The organism is Ehrlichia canis str. Jake (genome assembly GCF_000012565.1).
In the GTDB taxonomy this organism is placed as follows: Bacteria; Pseudomonadota; Alphaproteobacteria; order Rickettsiales; family Anaplasmataceae; genus Ehrlichia; species Ehrlichia canis.
Window position 1 is genome coordinate 672,400 of sequence record NC_007354.1, and the last position, 16,557, is coordinate 688,956.

8 protein-coding genes are annotated in these 16,557 nt (G+C 28.0%); 1 reads left to right on the plus strand and 7 read right to left on the minus strand.

The window, feature by feature from the left end; translation table 11 throughout:
- Positions 1-670 precede the first annotated feature (670 nt).
- A complete protein-coding gene (locus ECAJ_RS02405) occupies positions 671-4,657 on the minus strand; it encodes a hypothetical protein (protein WP_011304578.1) in 3,987 nt (1,328 codons plus the stop codon).
- Between the two features lie 173 nt (positions 4,658-4,830).
- Positions 4,831-7,110, minus strand: a complete 2,280-nt coding sequence (locus ECAJ_RS02410) for an AAA family ATPase (RefSeq protein ID WP_011304579.1) — start codon at positions 7,108-7,110, stop codon at positions 4,831-4,833.
- A 170-nt stretch (positions 7,111-7,280) separates the two neighbouring features.
- On the opposite strand from ECAJ_RS02410, the gene ECAJ_RS02415 reads away from it, so the two are divergent.
- Positions 7,281-7,964: a TerC family protein gene (locus ECAJ_RS02415; RefSeq protein ID WP_011304580.1), complete on the plus strand. Its 684-nt coding sequence runs from the start codon at positions 7,281-7,283 to the stop codon at positions 7,962-7,964.
- A gap of 25 nt (positions 7,965-7,989) precedes the next feature.
- On the opposite strand, the gene rbfA is transcribed toward ECAJ_RS02415, so the two are convergent.
- The 5 genes from rbfA to tatC form a co-directional block, all read right to left on the minus strand.
- Positions 7,990-8,337, minus strand: a complete 348-nt coding sequence (rbfA, locus tag ECAJ_RS02420) for a 30S ribosome-binding factor RbfA (RefSeq protein ID WP_011304581.1) — start codon at positions 8,335-8,337, stop codon at positions 7,990-7,992.
- Complete coding sequence (gene infB / locus ECAJ_RS02425) at positions 8,334-10,880, minus strand: translation initiation factor IF-2 (RefSeq protein WP_011304582.1); 2,547 nt, start codon at positions 10,878-10,880, stop codon at positions 8,334-8,336. The genes rbfA and infB overlap by 4 nt, the downstream gene beginning before the upstream one ends.
- Positions 10,881-10,903: 23 nt before the next feature.
- Complete coding sequence (nusA, locus tag ECAJ_RS02430) at positions 10,904-12,457, minus strand: transcription termination factor NusA (RefSeq protein ID WP_011304583.1); 1,554 nt, start codon at positions 12,455-12,457, stop codon at positions 10,904-10,906.
- Positions 12,458-12,603: 146 nt separating this feature from the next.
- Positions 12,604-15,720, minus strand: coding sequence for an efflux RND transporter permease subunit (locus ECAJ_RS02435; protein ID WP_011304584.1), 3,117 nt, complete (start codon positions 15,718-15,720; stop codon positions 12,604-12,606).
- An 83-nt stretch (positions 15,721-15,803) separates the two neighbouring features.
- The gene (tatC, locus tag ECAJ_RS02440) at positions 15,804-16,556 is read right to left on the minus strand and encodes a twin-arginine translocase subunit TatC (protein WP_011304585.1); all 753 of its coding nucleotides are present in this window, start codon (positions 16,554-16,556) and stop codon (positions 15,804-15,806) included.
- Between the last annotated feature and the right edge of the window lies 1 nt (position 16,557).

The window sequence follows — 16,557 nt, forward strand, 5'->3', positions numbered from 1 at the left end:
TTTTAACTTTCAATCACTATTTCACATATTGTTTAAATTCTTTATTTTATAGTTATATTATTTTTTTAAGTTATCTTCTAAGTAAATTTTATTACATTTTAAATATAATTTTTTTATTTGATTAAATTTACTAATTGTTATTGATGTAAAGAACAAAACTGCTTGGAGGATTCAGTAAAAATTAATAAAAATACTTATAATGCACTAGAAAATTCGATTATCCATTTTAATTTACAAACATAAAATTATAAAATGTACTTAAGAAAATTATATACTAAACAATACAATTAAATTAAACTTAACTTCCATAAATAAAAAACTATTAAAATACTTAAATATACATACCTCCCCTTCTATAAACTTTGAAAGCATTAATCAACATAAAAAAATTTATGAAAAATGATGCTGTAGACAATATTGAAAAAACACTGCTCGAAGAAAAATCAAAACAGTAAGAAGTAAAACAATAGCAATAATCTAATACCATTTATCATTGACCTAAACAAAATAAATTTTTAATTATCAATGCAAAATCATATCTAGCCATTATAAAAATAACTTTTCAATAAAATCATCAAAAAAGATCTTAATAAAACAAGTTCATTACATCTATAAATTATGTGTTAATGTTTTGTTAAAAAGATATCAAAACATAAAATCAGGTATTTATCTACATACAACAAGCATAACTTTGAGCACGGTCACTATATTCACAAAAAGAAACCAAAGAAGTGTTAGAACCTTGTTGTGAATTAACATTAATTTTCTCTAGATATTGAGTAGATTCTTTATCTACAGAATTATCCATAAACTTTTTAATAACTTTATATAACTGCAACTTACGAAAACATGACCTTTTCTCAGATTCATCATTCTCCATTAACTGTTCAACATAATTAATTTCTCTCGTAAGCATTAAACCCTCCAATGCATCCATTGAACATTTTACTCTATTTTCTACACCATCTTCTAAAACCTGAATTGCATCACATACAATTCCATGATCTATAAGCTTTTTCTTTATCATTCTTACAATTTTTAAATCTTTAGGATAATACAATTTTTTACTCAATAATCCTTTTACAACTTTATTTAACTTTTCTTTTACTTTTACCTTTAAACATGAAACAAGTTTTGTTTGTTGATGTATCTTATGATCTAATGGTATAACTAAAGTTGTTCTTATAAAGAACAGTGTTTCAACTACACAATATACTAAAAGCTTAATAAATGACAAAAAATGCGCCACATATGATTTAAACTGTAATATTTTTTTATATTCTTCATTTCTTATTGTTATAAATGACATTAACCTAGAAAGTTGTTGATTTATTGAAAACGTTCTTTTTACATTTTTATCTAATCCTTGAATTGCTTCTATAATATCACATGATTGAATTTCTTTTTTTTGTAATATTTCTTGTAATTTTTCTAAATCACTTTTGATTTGAGTATGTAATGCTACTTCTTCTTCATACATTCTATATCTTTTATGCTGTTCTGGTACATTAGGTAACGAAATCTTATCTATATCGTCTATCATACAACCTATCAATACTTTTAGCCTATCAACAGTTTCAGCTTTAGTTAACTTTTCATCTAATGGTAACCTGTATAACCTTAGATCTGATATAACTAAGTCCACACTATATGGTGTGATGTTTTTCAATCTTCTATATATAAAATTTTTAGTCTCATCTTGTACGTCTGGCAATAATTCAAACACTTTATTAAGTAGTACTTCTATATCATCATATTCTTCTTTCACTTTTGAAACACTGCTTTGTAACGTATTCAATTTTACTAATTCTTCATGCTCTTCTCTCAAAAAAATATCTACCATTTCCTCTATTTCATCATTGCTTATTAAAAACCTTAGTTCTTGATTTATTGTATTTATCAATAACTCTTTATCTTGCTTTTCAATATCCATTATTTCCAATATCATACCTAAAGTTCCTTTATGCAAGTCATTCAGTTGTACCTTTAAAAAGGTTGCTAAAGATAAAAAAAAGTGCAAATCATTTATCATAAATATCTGATCCTCTTCAAATTGATACCCTACTGCACTTAGTTGTTCTAAAATAGAAGGTGATTCCATCAATGCTTGTATTTTTTCTTTTAAGTTAGAAACATTAAATAACCTAGACTCTGTCAAAAATCCATCATTTAAACATTGAAAATAACTTTCTGTACTTCTTGCACGCTCAGCTGAAGTTTTGTTATATAATAATTCTGATATTTTCTTTAACCAAATCACAATTGTATTAATTTCTTCTATATCACCATTATCATATATTAATTCTCCATCTTCATTACTTAATAACTTTAATGAATCTGCTAATCTTTCTAAGTGATCAATAAACCTAACATTTATTGGTTTTCCATTTAATAAATGTGTTATAGCTTGATCTTCTAGAATCTGATTCTTTTTTTCGATAAACGTAGACAATACTTGACTAATAGCTTCTTTTTTTTCATTCAATTGTTCTGTCATTTTTTCACGAATTGCAGTAAAACCTTCTTCTTCTAGTAGCTTAAATAACAATACTGGTTTTTCTTGTTTACTCAATTGCATTACTAAAATTCTTTTCTCATCATCTGAAAGACTTAATAAATGCAAATAAGATGACACATCCTTAACTTGCAATTGTGCATTTAATAAGTCTTCTAATTTATCAATTAATTTACATCTGGTATCATATCTATCTTGTAATTCTATCAAATTTTTAGATAAATCATACACCTGTTCAATATACCTATATGAAGGCAATCGCATTGAATTTATTGTTTCTATATCATCCAAACTAAATAAAATATTTTGAATAATAGTAAAATTCTTAGTTAAAAAATCATACCTTTTATAAAGAACATCTAATATTTCTTGCACATTTGACTGTCCTGTATCTAAAAATTCCTCAGAAGTTTTTACCTTGCATTGCACTAACTCTTGAACGGAAAAGACTTTTTCCATACCATTTAATAAAGACAAATATGATAGCAAATCATCATGTAATGATTTCAACAAAGTGTTTTCCGTAGAACTAGTTATACTAACAATCTGTTCTACAATACTCTTTATTTCTTGAATTAATTCTATTTGATCATTTTCTTCTTGAGATAAATTTTCAAACAAATGAGAAGCTTTATCTCTGATATCTATTGTCTTTATAAATCTTTTTTTATTTAACACTTCATTTAATAATGATAGTATTTCACTTGTTACTTTATGTAAATTACACTGCTGAATAGCAATATGAGAATTTATGGCATCAAATCTCATTTTGATATAAGATAACGTTTCTTCAGCTTTGTTCAATAAACCATCACTTGACATCACAGCACGCCTTTTTTCAATCAAAGCTTTTAATGCTTCTTCTTGTTGTAAAAACCTAACGATATTCATACCTAATGATCTGCTAGATAATTCATGCTGTATTTTATCAGAAGCTATTACTTCTCCTTCTGTATAGTCCTCTAATTCTTCAGTTACTTCTATCCTAAAATTATCAAGAGTTTCCTGTCTATCCTCTTTTAATACATTTAAATCTTCAGCTAATTGTTCTATAACTGGACTACTCATTCCAAATATTCTATCCATTTTATATTCTGTATCTTGCAAATCTAGATCAATACTACTAAATTCATCAATGCTTGAAGACACTAAATCTCTAGTAATCACAAATGAATCACAATAACGTCTTTTAGCAGTAACAAAATTATATGCCATATTATATTTTAATTCTGCATTGTATATCCAATCACAAATATCATTATATACCCTACTATCACCTCTTAACGTATTAGATAATGATATCTCGTTAGTTAATGCCATCTTACAATCGAAATTATAGAACCTCTGACAATATTCACTAAACAATGATGGATTATCTGCTTCTAATCTACCAACTACAGTTAATAAAGCACTAGCAGACTTAAAAACAGATACTATAGGTGGCAAATTATTAATATAAATCATCCTAGGACTTATGCTAAATAACGGTTCATCACCATCACCTTCAGTAAGACCTACACTTAACTCTTTTAAATAATCATAAAAACTGCTATATGAGTCTCTCTCATACATCACTTGCCTAACAAAATCATCTTGTGCAAATTTTAAACTATTACTATACTCATAATCATATAATTGGAACTTATATGCTAAATTATTTGATTGCGTTATAATTTCTTTTTGCATATTCTGTAGAGCTTTTAATTCATCTATTGCTCTATTATATTCCTCTAAATTCAATGAGCTTTGCTGCATCATCAGGGTAACATCATCAGAAAGATTATCCAATTGTGACTTTTTAAATTCCAACAACCACTTAACATAATGTTCAAACTTTTTATTTAATTCAATCTGCTGCGGCTCTATTATTGTTTTATGTTCCTTCCTAAATAAATTTATTAAGTTATTTTTATATATTAAACAGTCATATAAATACATAACACTAAAAATAGTACTAATAAATAATAATAATGAAGTAAAAAATCCTGTGATTATATCACTAACTATATTATTTTTCTCTATAAGTACTCCTGTTTCACGCATCAATAAAAACATCAATAACATAATCAATGAAACACAAGCTATGATAAGATATAACTTAGATGGAGTATTAGATGTTGGTACTTTATTAAAGTTTAACATTTTTTAAATTTTATGTTAATAAACTTACTAATATTAACATATTATATTTTATTAATCAATAATAAATACTAATTATTTAATATAATTATTATAAGAAATGTAAAATTACTAAAGCTATTATGAGAGCTATATTACAGATCAATATTAGTAAATATTTGAACTATTAAAGATATTTATGCTTCTGCACAACAAAAATCGTATATTAACTTATTAGTATTGGAATCAAGTTTAATTTTTACATTTCCACCATTAAATAATTTACCAAACAATATTTCTTCTGCTAAATATTTTCTAAGCTTTTTAGAAATAATATTTTCTATATTTCTTACACCACAAGCATCTTTATAACCAGATTGTGCAAAATACATTAACACATCATCTGTTACATCTATATGCACATTTTTCTTTGCCAATTGCTCCTTAAGTTGAAAAATAAATTTCTTCACTACACGCAACATAACTTCTTGATCTAAAGATGAAAATGAAATTATAGCATCTAATCTATTACGAAATTCTGGACTAAAAATCCTTTCAATTGCCTTCTCATTATCTCCATGAGAGAAACTCTTATTTTTAATAAATCCCACAGAATTTTTACTTAATTCAAATGCTCCAGCATTAGTTGTTAAAATAATTACTACATTATGAAAATTTACTTTCTTCCCATAAGTGTCAGTAACACACCCATAATCCATTATCTGCAATAATATGTTATATATATCATTATGTGCTTTTTCTATCTCATCAAGTAATAACACACTATATTGATGTCTTGAAATGGAGTCAGTCAATAATCCTCCTTGATCATATCCTACATACCCTGGAGGAGAACCTATAATTTTTGAAATGGCATGAGGTTCCATATACTCAGACATATCAAATCTTATTAATTTCATTCCCATATGTTCTGCTAACTGTTTTGCTAATTCAGTTTTACCAACACCAGTTGGTCCAGCAAATAAATAACTTGCTAAAGGTTTATTGTGGTTTCTAAGTCCCGCTTTAGCAATTTTAATTGAATCTACAAGATGAGAGATTGCAAAATCTTGCCCAAATATACTTTGTTTAAGATTTGATTCTAAATTCCTTACTCTATCTAAATCATTACATGATAAGTTGCTACAAGGTATTTCTGTAATTCTAGAAATTATATGTTCAATATCACTTCCAGTAATAACTTTACTACCAGCATTATGTAATTTACAATATACACCTGCTTCATCTATAACATCTACTGCCTTATCTGGAAGCAGCTTCCCTGAAATATATCTGTCTGACAATTCTGCAGCATACCTAATCGCTTGGTTAGTATACCTCACTTGATGATGCGATTCATAATAAGATTTGATACCATCTAGTATTCTCAATGTCTCACTTACCGAAGATTCCTCTACGTTAATTTTTTGGTATCTTCTAGCTAATGCTCTGTCTTTTTCAAAATTATTATTATACTCTTTATAAGTAGTAGCACCTATACATTTTAAAGTTCCTCTAGCCAAAGCAGGCTTTAATAAATTACTTGCATCAAGAGACCCACCACTAGTAGACCCAGCGCCAACGATTGTATGAATTTCATCAATAAATAATATTGCATTTTCTTTTGCTTCTATTGCCTTAATCACGGATTTTATCCTTTCTTCAAAATCCCCACGATATCGTGTTCCAGCCAACAATGCACCCATATCCAGAGAATATATGACCATTCTTTTTAATTGATCTGGTACATCTCCCTCTATAATTTTTAATGCTAACCCTTCAACAATAGCAGTTTTACCAACACCAGGATCACCAACGTACAATGGATTATTTTTCCTCCTTCTTAGTAAAACCTCCATTGTTCTATCCAATTCATATGATCTTCCTATCACATAATCTATTTTTCCTTTTTTTGCAGCTTCATTCAAATTAACACAATAACTTTCTAAAATTTCATTATCTTTTAATACGTCTTTATTTACATTATTGATTGGTTTCCCATACTCCATATCTCTTGCAAATTCTTGATCTATATTAAATTCACCAGTATATAAATTATTATTAGAAGTATAATTCATAACATCTATGTATTTTACATTTTGCTCATGTAAAAAACATGCACTATAAGAATCCTTTTCCGACAAAATTTCAGCAAGAATATTTGCACCTGTAATTTCACTCTTACCAGACGTATGAGCATGTATAATAGCTCTGTGCACTAGTCGCTCAAAAACAGCATTAGGTTTAACTTCTGAAATATCCTTGTTAATTAAAGTAGGAATCTCATATCTGAGAAAATTTATAATTGTGATTTTTAGTTTATCAATTGACACACGAAAAGCATAAAAAACACGTCTTGCATCTATATCATCAGTCAAAGCCAACAAAAGATGCTCTAAAGTAGCATATTCATGATGAAAGTCAAACGCAATAGATAGTGCTTTATGTAAACTAGCCTCAAGATTCTTTGATAACACTAATGTCCCCAATTTTATAACTAAATAAACTCTATCACTTAAGAATTAAAAATAAGTTGAAAATAAAAATACAAGAACTATAGTATCAATAACATTCAATAGATTTTTAATATTATATGCATTAAATAACATATAGTACATAGCAATCAACATTCTATAAAGCAATAAGCATGGAAAACGACATAATAAAATTCTTCACTTTACTCATGCTAGAAGTAGTGTTAGGAGTAGATAATATCATTTTTATTTCACTTGCAGTTACCAAAATACAGCCAGAATTACGTAATAAGGCAAAATACATAGGATTATCATTAGCATTAATAATGCGTATTATCACATTATATGGAGCATCATATATAATTTCATTAAATAATCCAATTACTTCATTATTGAATTTTAAGCTTTCAACTAATAACCTGTTTATGATATTCGGTGGAACATTTTTAATATATCAAAGCTTATCTGAAATATGGAATGATATTTCCAATAAAAATCATAAAATCAGTAACTTAAAATCAAATTTCTATATTGTAATATTACAAATAATAATAGTAGATTTTATATTTTCTATAGATTCAATATTAACTGCTATAGGTATTACACACAATATCTTCATTATTCAAATAGTATTTGCAGCTTCTATTATATTTACAATTTTGTTTTTAAATTATATTATAAAAGTTGTTACTACACATAGTAATATCAAAACTATAGCTGTTATGTTTGTACTAATGTTAGGCATAATTTTGGTATTAGATGGAATACATATTAAAGTGTCACATAATTATTTGTACTTTACTTTTATTTTTTCAACAATTACTGAGGTAATAAATATAGCAAAAAAAAGAAAGTAATTTATTTAAAATCTACCAATAGTATTTATTGAGACTCTAATATTTGATTTATTTTGACTAAATTATCAAAACAGTAATCTTGCTTAAAATATAATCTAGGTATGTATCTAAGGTCTACATAAGGAAATATTGCCTTTCTAATAAAGTAAGATGAGTCATTTAATTCTTTAATAACCGCTTCCTTATCTGTACAGTCTTGAGAAATTATAATAAAAACATTAGCATTTCTTATATCATTGCTTACTTCTACCTTAGATATAGTTATCAAATGATTATTAGACAAACAAATATCTTGCATTAAAACTTTAGATATCGCCCTGTTCAATACTGAAGCAACTTTTAAATTTCTAAAATTCTCAGATTTATAAATCATTTAATTACTCTAACTTCTTCTATTACTTCTAATACATTAATTATATCACTCTCTGGATATATTTCCTTTGAATAATCTAACAAAATACCGCATTCAAATCCCGAAGAAACCTCTTTCACGTCATCTTTAAAACGACGTAAAACCTTAATTTTTCCTTCATGAATAATAGTATTATTACGAATTAACTTTACTAAAGAACCTTTTTTAACCACCCCACTTGTTACATAGCATCCAAGCACACTTCCTGCATTTCCAGAAGAAAATACTTTCCTTATAGCTAAAGCACCTACTTGCACTTCCTGCTGCAATGGCTTTAACATACTACTTAATATTCTCTTCACATCATCAATTATATCGTATATAACAGAATAGTGGTTTATTTCAACGCACCTTTGTTTTGCCAATTCTTTTACCTGTGCATCTGCTTTTACATTAAAAGCTAAAATGATAGAATTTGAAGTTTCTGCTAACAAAACATCAGATTTCGTAACATTACCTACACCTTTATATAAAACATTCAACTTAATATCTTCGTGAGTAATTTTACTTATCGAATAGCATATCGCCTCAACAGACCCCATGACATCACATTTTAAAATTACGTTTAACTCATCAACCACATCACAAGCCAGTATGTTACTAGCATCCATTTTTGATTTTGCATTTTCTTCCAACGATGCATTAAACAATTCTTGCCTATAATTAATCAATTCACGCGCTTGCTTTTCAGAATCTACAACAATAAAACTACTACCAGAATTTGGCACATTATTTAAACCCAATACTTTCACTGGCATTGATGGAATAGCAACTTTTTGACTCCTTCCATCACTATTAAACATATTACGTACCTTACCATATGAATTATGGCCAACAACAATAATATCACCTGACTTTAAAGTTCCCTTTTGTACTATTAAAGTTGCCACTACCCCACAATTTTTATCAATTTTTGATTCAATTACTACTCCAGAAGCTCTAGTATTATAAATAGCTTTTAACTCTAACAATTCTGCCATTAATAATATACTTGATTTTAACTGATCTAAATTTATCTTTTCTTTAGCAGATACAGGAACAACAATAACATCTCCTCCTAAGCTTTCTGCAACAACTCCATGATTAAGTAAACTATTAGTAATCTTATCAAGATTAGCATCATGTTTATCAATTTTATTAACCGCAACTATCATTGCAACATTAGCTGCTTTTACATGATTAATTGATTCTATTGTCTGAGGCATAATACCATCATCAGCAGCCACAACCAATACCACTATATCAGTAACATTTGTACCACATGCTCTCATAGCAGTAAATGCTTCATGACCTGGAGTATCAATAAAAGTAATTCTCTTATCACCATCAAGTATTATCTGGTATGCACCTATATGTTGTGTAATGCCTTTAAACTCTCCATCTGCAACATTTGATTCACGTATAGCATCAAGTAATGAAGTTTTACCATGATCTACATGACCCATAACAGTTACAACTGGTGCTCTAGGAAGTAATTCTTTATCATTACCATCAGAATATAAATCATCTTCTAATTTTCCATCATTTACTAACTTAAAAGTATGATTAAAAGCTTCTACAATAATAGCAGCCTGATCTGAATCTAAAAAATCATTTGGTTTAATATCACGCCTCCCCATTTGAAATAACATATTCTGTACATCTTTTACTCTTTCAGACATATTACTAGCTAATTCTTGTACAGTAATCTTTTTTGGTATTAGTACTTTACGAGTAATTTTGTTTTTTATAGAACTAACAGAACGATTTTTTCTAGTTTTGTGTGTTTGGATAATCTGTTTATTATTATCTTCTAACTCTTCTTCTATTACCAACTTTACGTGCTTACTATACATATGATTGGAGACGCCTTTTTTCGGGTTCCCTTTCTTTTCTTCATGTTCTTTTTCATATTTCTTGAGCTTTTTTTCTTCAACAGCTTTAGACTGTAATAAATCAACTATACTATTATCTACATTTTGATCACCTGATTGATTTGGTCCATTTTTTTCCTCAATTACATCTAAATGTTCTAAATTAGGTTGATCTTCTATAACTGATTCCTCTATAACTTCTTCAACTTTTTCACTATGCCCCTCTTCAATAACTAAATCAGTGTTGACATTTTCCTCAACAGGCAACAATCCTACCGTCTCAGCGTTAGTAACTTCCTCTTTTTTATCTGTCTGATCATCACTTACTTCTTCTTTTTTCTCATGTATATTAGCATTTTGCAAAGCATTCATACGAGAAATTTGTTCTTGTATTGTCAGAGTATTATTATCTCCATCACTTTGATAAACATTATCATTTTGCAATACTACAGAAGCTTGCTCAATATTATCAATATCTCTTCTTTTTTTACTTTTACGAACCTCTACAGTAGTTATAGATTTGTTTAAAGCAAATTTCGTATTCTGTTGTATACTAGAAGATAACTTTAACTTATCACTAAGCTTGAGTGTTGTACGTTCAGTTTTACCAGACATCAATCCACTATCTACAGCACCTTTAGACTCATTCATACACAACTACCCAAAAACAAAAGTTATAACCATCCTATTTTTTTACGAGACTCTAATATAACAGAGTCAATTTGATCCTTAGTTAACGCAATATTAGGAACAATATCGAAAAATTCATCTGTACATAACCCAGCAATATCTTCAAGACTTTTAATACCATTCTCAGACAATGCTATAATATCACTTGGTTTTAAAAATGGCAAAGTAGTAACATCCTTATCAACTGATAAATTATCTAAAATTTGCTTTATTTCAGCATCTTTACGCGTCAAATAATCAGCTGCTCTACTTTTTAACTCTTCTGCTATCTCTTCATTAAACCCATCTATTGCAGCAATATCACTAACAGATGCTTGATCTATATCCTCAATACTAACAAATCCTTCAGTAAACAATAATTGTCCTATTATTTCCTCAACATCTAACCCTTCAACAAATATTTTTGATCCTTCACTTAATTCTTTTGCTTTTCTACTAGATTCAGTTTCATCACCTATTACATCTATTTTCCAACCAATCAATTCCGATGCTAATCTAATATTCTGTCCATATCTACCAATTGCTAAACTTAGCTGATTTTCAGGAATGATTAATTCTACTTTTTCTTTATCTTCATCAATAATAACCTTTAAAACCTCTGCTGGAGCTATAGCATTAACTATAAATTTAGCAAGTTCTGGAGAATATAAAATTACATCAATTTTCTCACCATGCAATTCATAAATAATACTCTGAATCCTTACACCTCTTGCACCAACACACGCACCAACTGGATCAATATTTTTATCTGAAGAAAAAACAGCAACCTTTGACCTAGATCCTGGATCTCTCGCTATTGCCTTAATTGTCACTATTCCATCATATATTTCTGGAATTTCTTGCTTGAACAATTGTTCCATAAATCCTTTACTTATTCTTGAAAGAAATATTTGAGGTCCTGAATTTTCTTTTCTTACATCCTCTATATGTGCTTTTACTCTGTCTCCAACACGAAATACTTCACCTTTTATTAAATTTGCAGCTGATAAATAACCTTCATTTCCATTTAAATCTACAATAACATTATTATATTCTATACGTTTAGCAGTACCATAAACAATATCACCTATACGATCTTTAAAATCTTCATATTGCTTTTTACGCTCTTCTGATATAATAACTTGAGCAATTTTTTGCTTTGCAATCTTAGCAGAACTATAATCAAGATCAATAACAGGTAAATGCTCTAGCATTATATCTCCAACCTCAGCATTTTCATCAATTTGCTTAGCTTCCGTTAAAGTAATCAACTTATATTTGCTTATATCAGAAGAATCTATTTCACTTTTCTTATTTTCAGGAATAACAATTTCACCATTATCATTAATAACTAATACTTGTCTATAAGTTGACACAACACCAGTTTTTCTATCTACTGTAACTTTAATCTTACAATTTCCATACTTACTGCGGCTAGTTAATTGAATAGCTTCTTCTATAGCCCTTATTATTATATCCAAATTTAAGCCTTTTTGGTCAGCAATATCCTTAGCCACCCTTATTAATTCTAAGTTATCAAAATTCTGTAGATTAACCATAAAAACCCTTAGTAAAAACCTATGTACAACAAACTAAGATTTAGTGCACCTGATTATTTAAAAATGACACATATCCAGATAAAACCGCGGTAGCAGTTTATATTATAACTGCTAGCCAAGTCAAGTAATTTCTCTTAACAGTAACCCTAATTTCCCTTTATAATTGACTTATTAATTTTATTATATTTCCCAATCATAAGCAACGCAGGAGTGAAAAATAAAGTAATAATAGTAGCTAAAAACAACCCAATAGCTATAGTATAAGATAATTCAAACCATAGCTGACTTGATGGTGAATTACAAATAATTTGCCGATTGATAAAATCAAAATTTATACGCAATATCATAGGCACCAACCCAATAATTCCAGTAACAACTGTCAATAATATTGGTCTTACTCTAGATAAAGCTGCCATTATTATAGCATCTTTTTTATCACAAATACTCTTCATATTAATATAAAAAGCATCAAGAAGTAATATATTATTATTTACTATTACACCAGCCAATACAATAATACCTACTCCACCCATAACTACAGAAAAAACATGACCTGTAATGAAAAACCCAAAAAACACACAAGTAGTTGATAGAAAAATTGCTGTCATAATAATCAATGCATCATAAATACTATTAAATTCAGTAATTAGAATTAGCATAATAAGTAATACTATTACAAAAAATGCTTTAATTAAAAATCCTTGTGATTCTTCTTGATCTTTTATTTCTCCTTTTATTTCAACCAGCACTTCTGGATCAATATCTTCTTTAAATTTTTGTTTTAAAAAACTTACCATTTTTTCTAATAAATACCCTTGAGATAAATCAGAAGTGATACTTACTGTCCTCATACCATCAACATGATTTATCCTTCCCTCTTTATATTGAGGTCTATAAACAACAAAATTACTAACAGCAGTATACCCATTGAAGCTACTAACAAACAGATTATTTAATGTATTTAAACTACGGTATTCTTTAGGAAATTTAACAACAATATCTACTTCATCATCAACATTATCTGGATGATATTTATTTAATAATACTCCTCCAGCTATCATTTTTATAAATCTATTAATCATAGAAATATCAACACCAGATTTTATCGCTTTATGTTTATCAGCATCAACTTTCCATTCTATTTCTAAAGATGGCCTATTATCTGTAACATTTTCAAATCCTAAAGAGTTATTCATAATAGACATTATTTTATTTGTCACATCATTAACTTTAGCAACATTATAAGAACTAACATCAATACGTATTGGTTTACCAATAACAGGCTTCATTTTATCTTCTGCAATGTTTATAATAATACCTTTAATATCTTGTAACTTACTCTTTATTTCAGTTAATATTTTTTCAGACTTTCTACGCACAGACCATTTTTCTAACTCTACCTGAATCTTCCCAATAATATCATCTACATCTAGTGAATACTCAAACAAGCCAGCTTTTGCATAAATAAATTTTATTCCACTTACATTACAAATTCTCTTTTCAATTTCTTTTAATATATTATCTCTCTCATTAACAGATAAATTATTACTTGATCTTATCGTGATAAGCATCCTTTCTGATTCAATATCTGGAAAAAATTCTATACCTGGACCGACTATAAAATATCCTAAAGTAGAGGAAAATAATATACTAACTACTATACAAATAAATTTCTTAGGACGATCAAGTATATACTTTAAAAGCTGACTGTAACCCCTCATAAAACTGCCTAATTTTATAAAATCACCAGTACTTATCGCTACAATCTTCGCTATATTTTTTTTATCAGTAACGGATGGTGTTCCAATAATAGATCCTAAAACCGGAATAAAAATCAATGCCATAATCCACGAACCACTTAAAGTTGTAATTAATGCAATTGGAATATATTTCATGAACTCACCAGTAGTTCCAGGCCAAAATAACAATGGAATATATACCACTAATTTTGTTAAAGTAGCGGATGCAACAGGCCAAAACATATCATATGCAGCTTGTTTAAATGCTTCAGTTTTATTCAATCCATCAATCATTTTTCTATCAGCATATTCTGTAACAACTATTGCATCATCAACTAGCATTCCAACAGCCATAATTAAAGAGAATAAAATGACTATATTTAAAGTATAACCTAGAAAATACATGATGATCATACCAAATAGGAAAGATCCAGGTATAGATATAGCAACTAACAACGCAGTCTTAGTACCCATAAATATCATCATAATGATCACAACAAGTAAAACTGAAATCAAAATAGCATTCTGTAACTCATTCAAAATATCTAGTATTTCTTCTGATTCATCTTGCAAATAAACAATTGATAAATTTTTTGGTAACACATCACTTAAATTACTTATAAGTCCTTTTACCTGAAATATAGTTTCAACAATATTTTTACCCGCTTGCTTTGATATTTCTAACACTAAACATGGATGATGATTTACTCTAACAAATTCTTTATTATCTTGATATACAAGTTTTATATTAGCAACATCACCAATAGTTACTACAGAATACCCATCCGTTTTGATTGGTATATTCATAATATCTTGAACATTTTTTAAAAGACCCGGCAAATGCAATGTATATTTACCAATCACAGAATCCAAATTTCCAGCATTTACAAACTGATTATTATTTAATATAGCCATTACTACATCTTGCATTTGTAAGTTATAGCTATTAATAACATCAGGAGAAATATTTACCTCAACTATATCTTTACTATTCCCTATAATTTTAACACTTTCTATACTAGGCAAACTTTCTAATTTTGATTGTAAATTACGCGCAATTTTAAACAATGTCCTATCAGGTAAATCACCAATTAAAGCGATACTTAATACTGGAAATAAACTGAAATTGTGTTCACTTATCATAGGAAAAGTTGCTTCTTGAGGCAATTTAGCACGTATTATATCAATTTTTGATCTAACATTTTCCAAAGCTTCTTTATAATCAAACCCTGTATTAAATTCCAATATTACATTTGCATATCCAGTTTTAGCTACTGAACTAATTCTACTAATACCTTTAATAGCCTTCATTTCTCGTTCAATAGGATATACTAATAGCTTCTCTACATCTTCAGATGACATACCTTGTAATGTAGTATAGATAGATAAAATAGGTTTTTTAATTTCAGGATTCTTTTCTTTAGGAATGTTAAAATAAGAATAACAACCAAATACCAATATCATCATTAATAGAAATATTGATACTCTATTTCTACGTAAAAATATTTCAGCAATCTTTCTCATTACTTACATCAACTAATTAATTACAACAATACCATGACATACAAAAAACATTGATACAAGTAAACAACAAGTAAACAAAATTATTATTTATCATGCCGTTCAATATATTTACAAGCTAATATTGATGCCTCATACAGAAATAACATTGGTATTGCCAATCCGATTTGACTCAACACATCAGGTGGTGTAAGTATAGCAGCAAGTATAAAAATAACTACAATTGCAACTCTTCTTTTTTTTGCTAGACTTTTAGCTGATACTATACCAATTCTAGACATTAATGTTAAAAATATAGGAATTTGAAACGCTACTCCAAATGCAAACATTAGTTGCAATACTAATTCTAAGTACTCACTTACTGATGGCATAAATTCTATAGGTACACCCATAGAAGCATCTCTATTTTCAAAAGCAATAAAAAATCTCCAAGCTAAAGGAAATATATAATAGTAAACTATTGCAGCTCCAATGACAAAAAGTACTGGTGTTGATATTAAATATGGTAATAATACTAACTTTTCCTTTTTATATAACCCTGGAGCTAAAAACATATAAAATTGCCATGCAAAAACAGGAAAAGAACACAATAAAGCAGCCATAGTAGCAACTTTTAAATATACAAAAAAAGCTTCTGTTAAATCAGTATATATTAAAGAAAATTCAGAATTAGCACCTTCCAAATCTATTAGAGGAATTAACAGAAAATTATATATTCTTTCAGAAAAGAAATAACATACACCAAACATAATACAAAAAAATGCAAAGCAAAAAAATAATCTATATCTTAATTCTTCAAAATGCTTAAAAAACGGCATTTCACCAGTTGTAGATTTCATA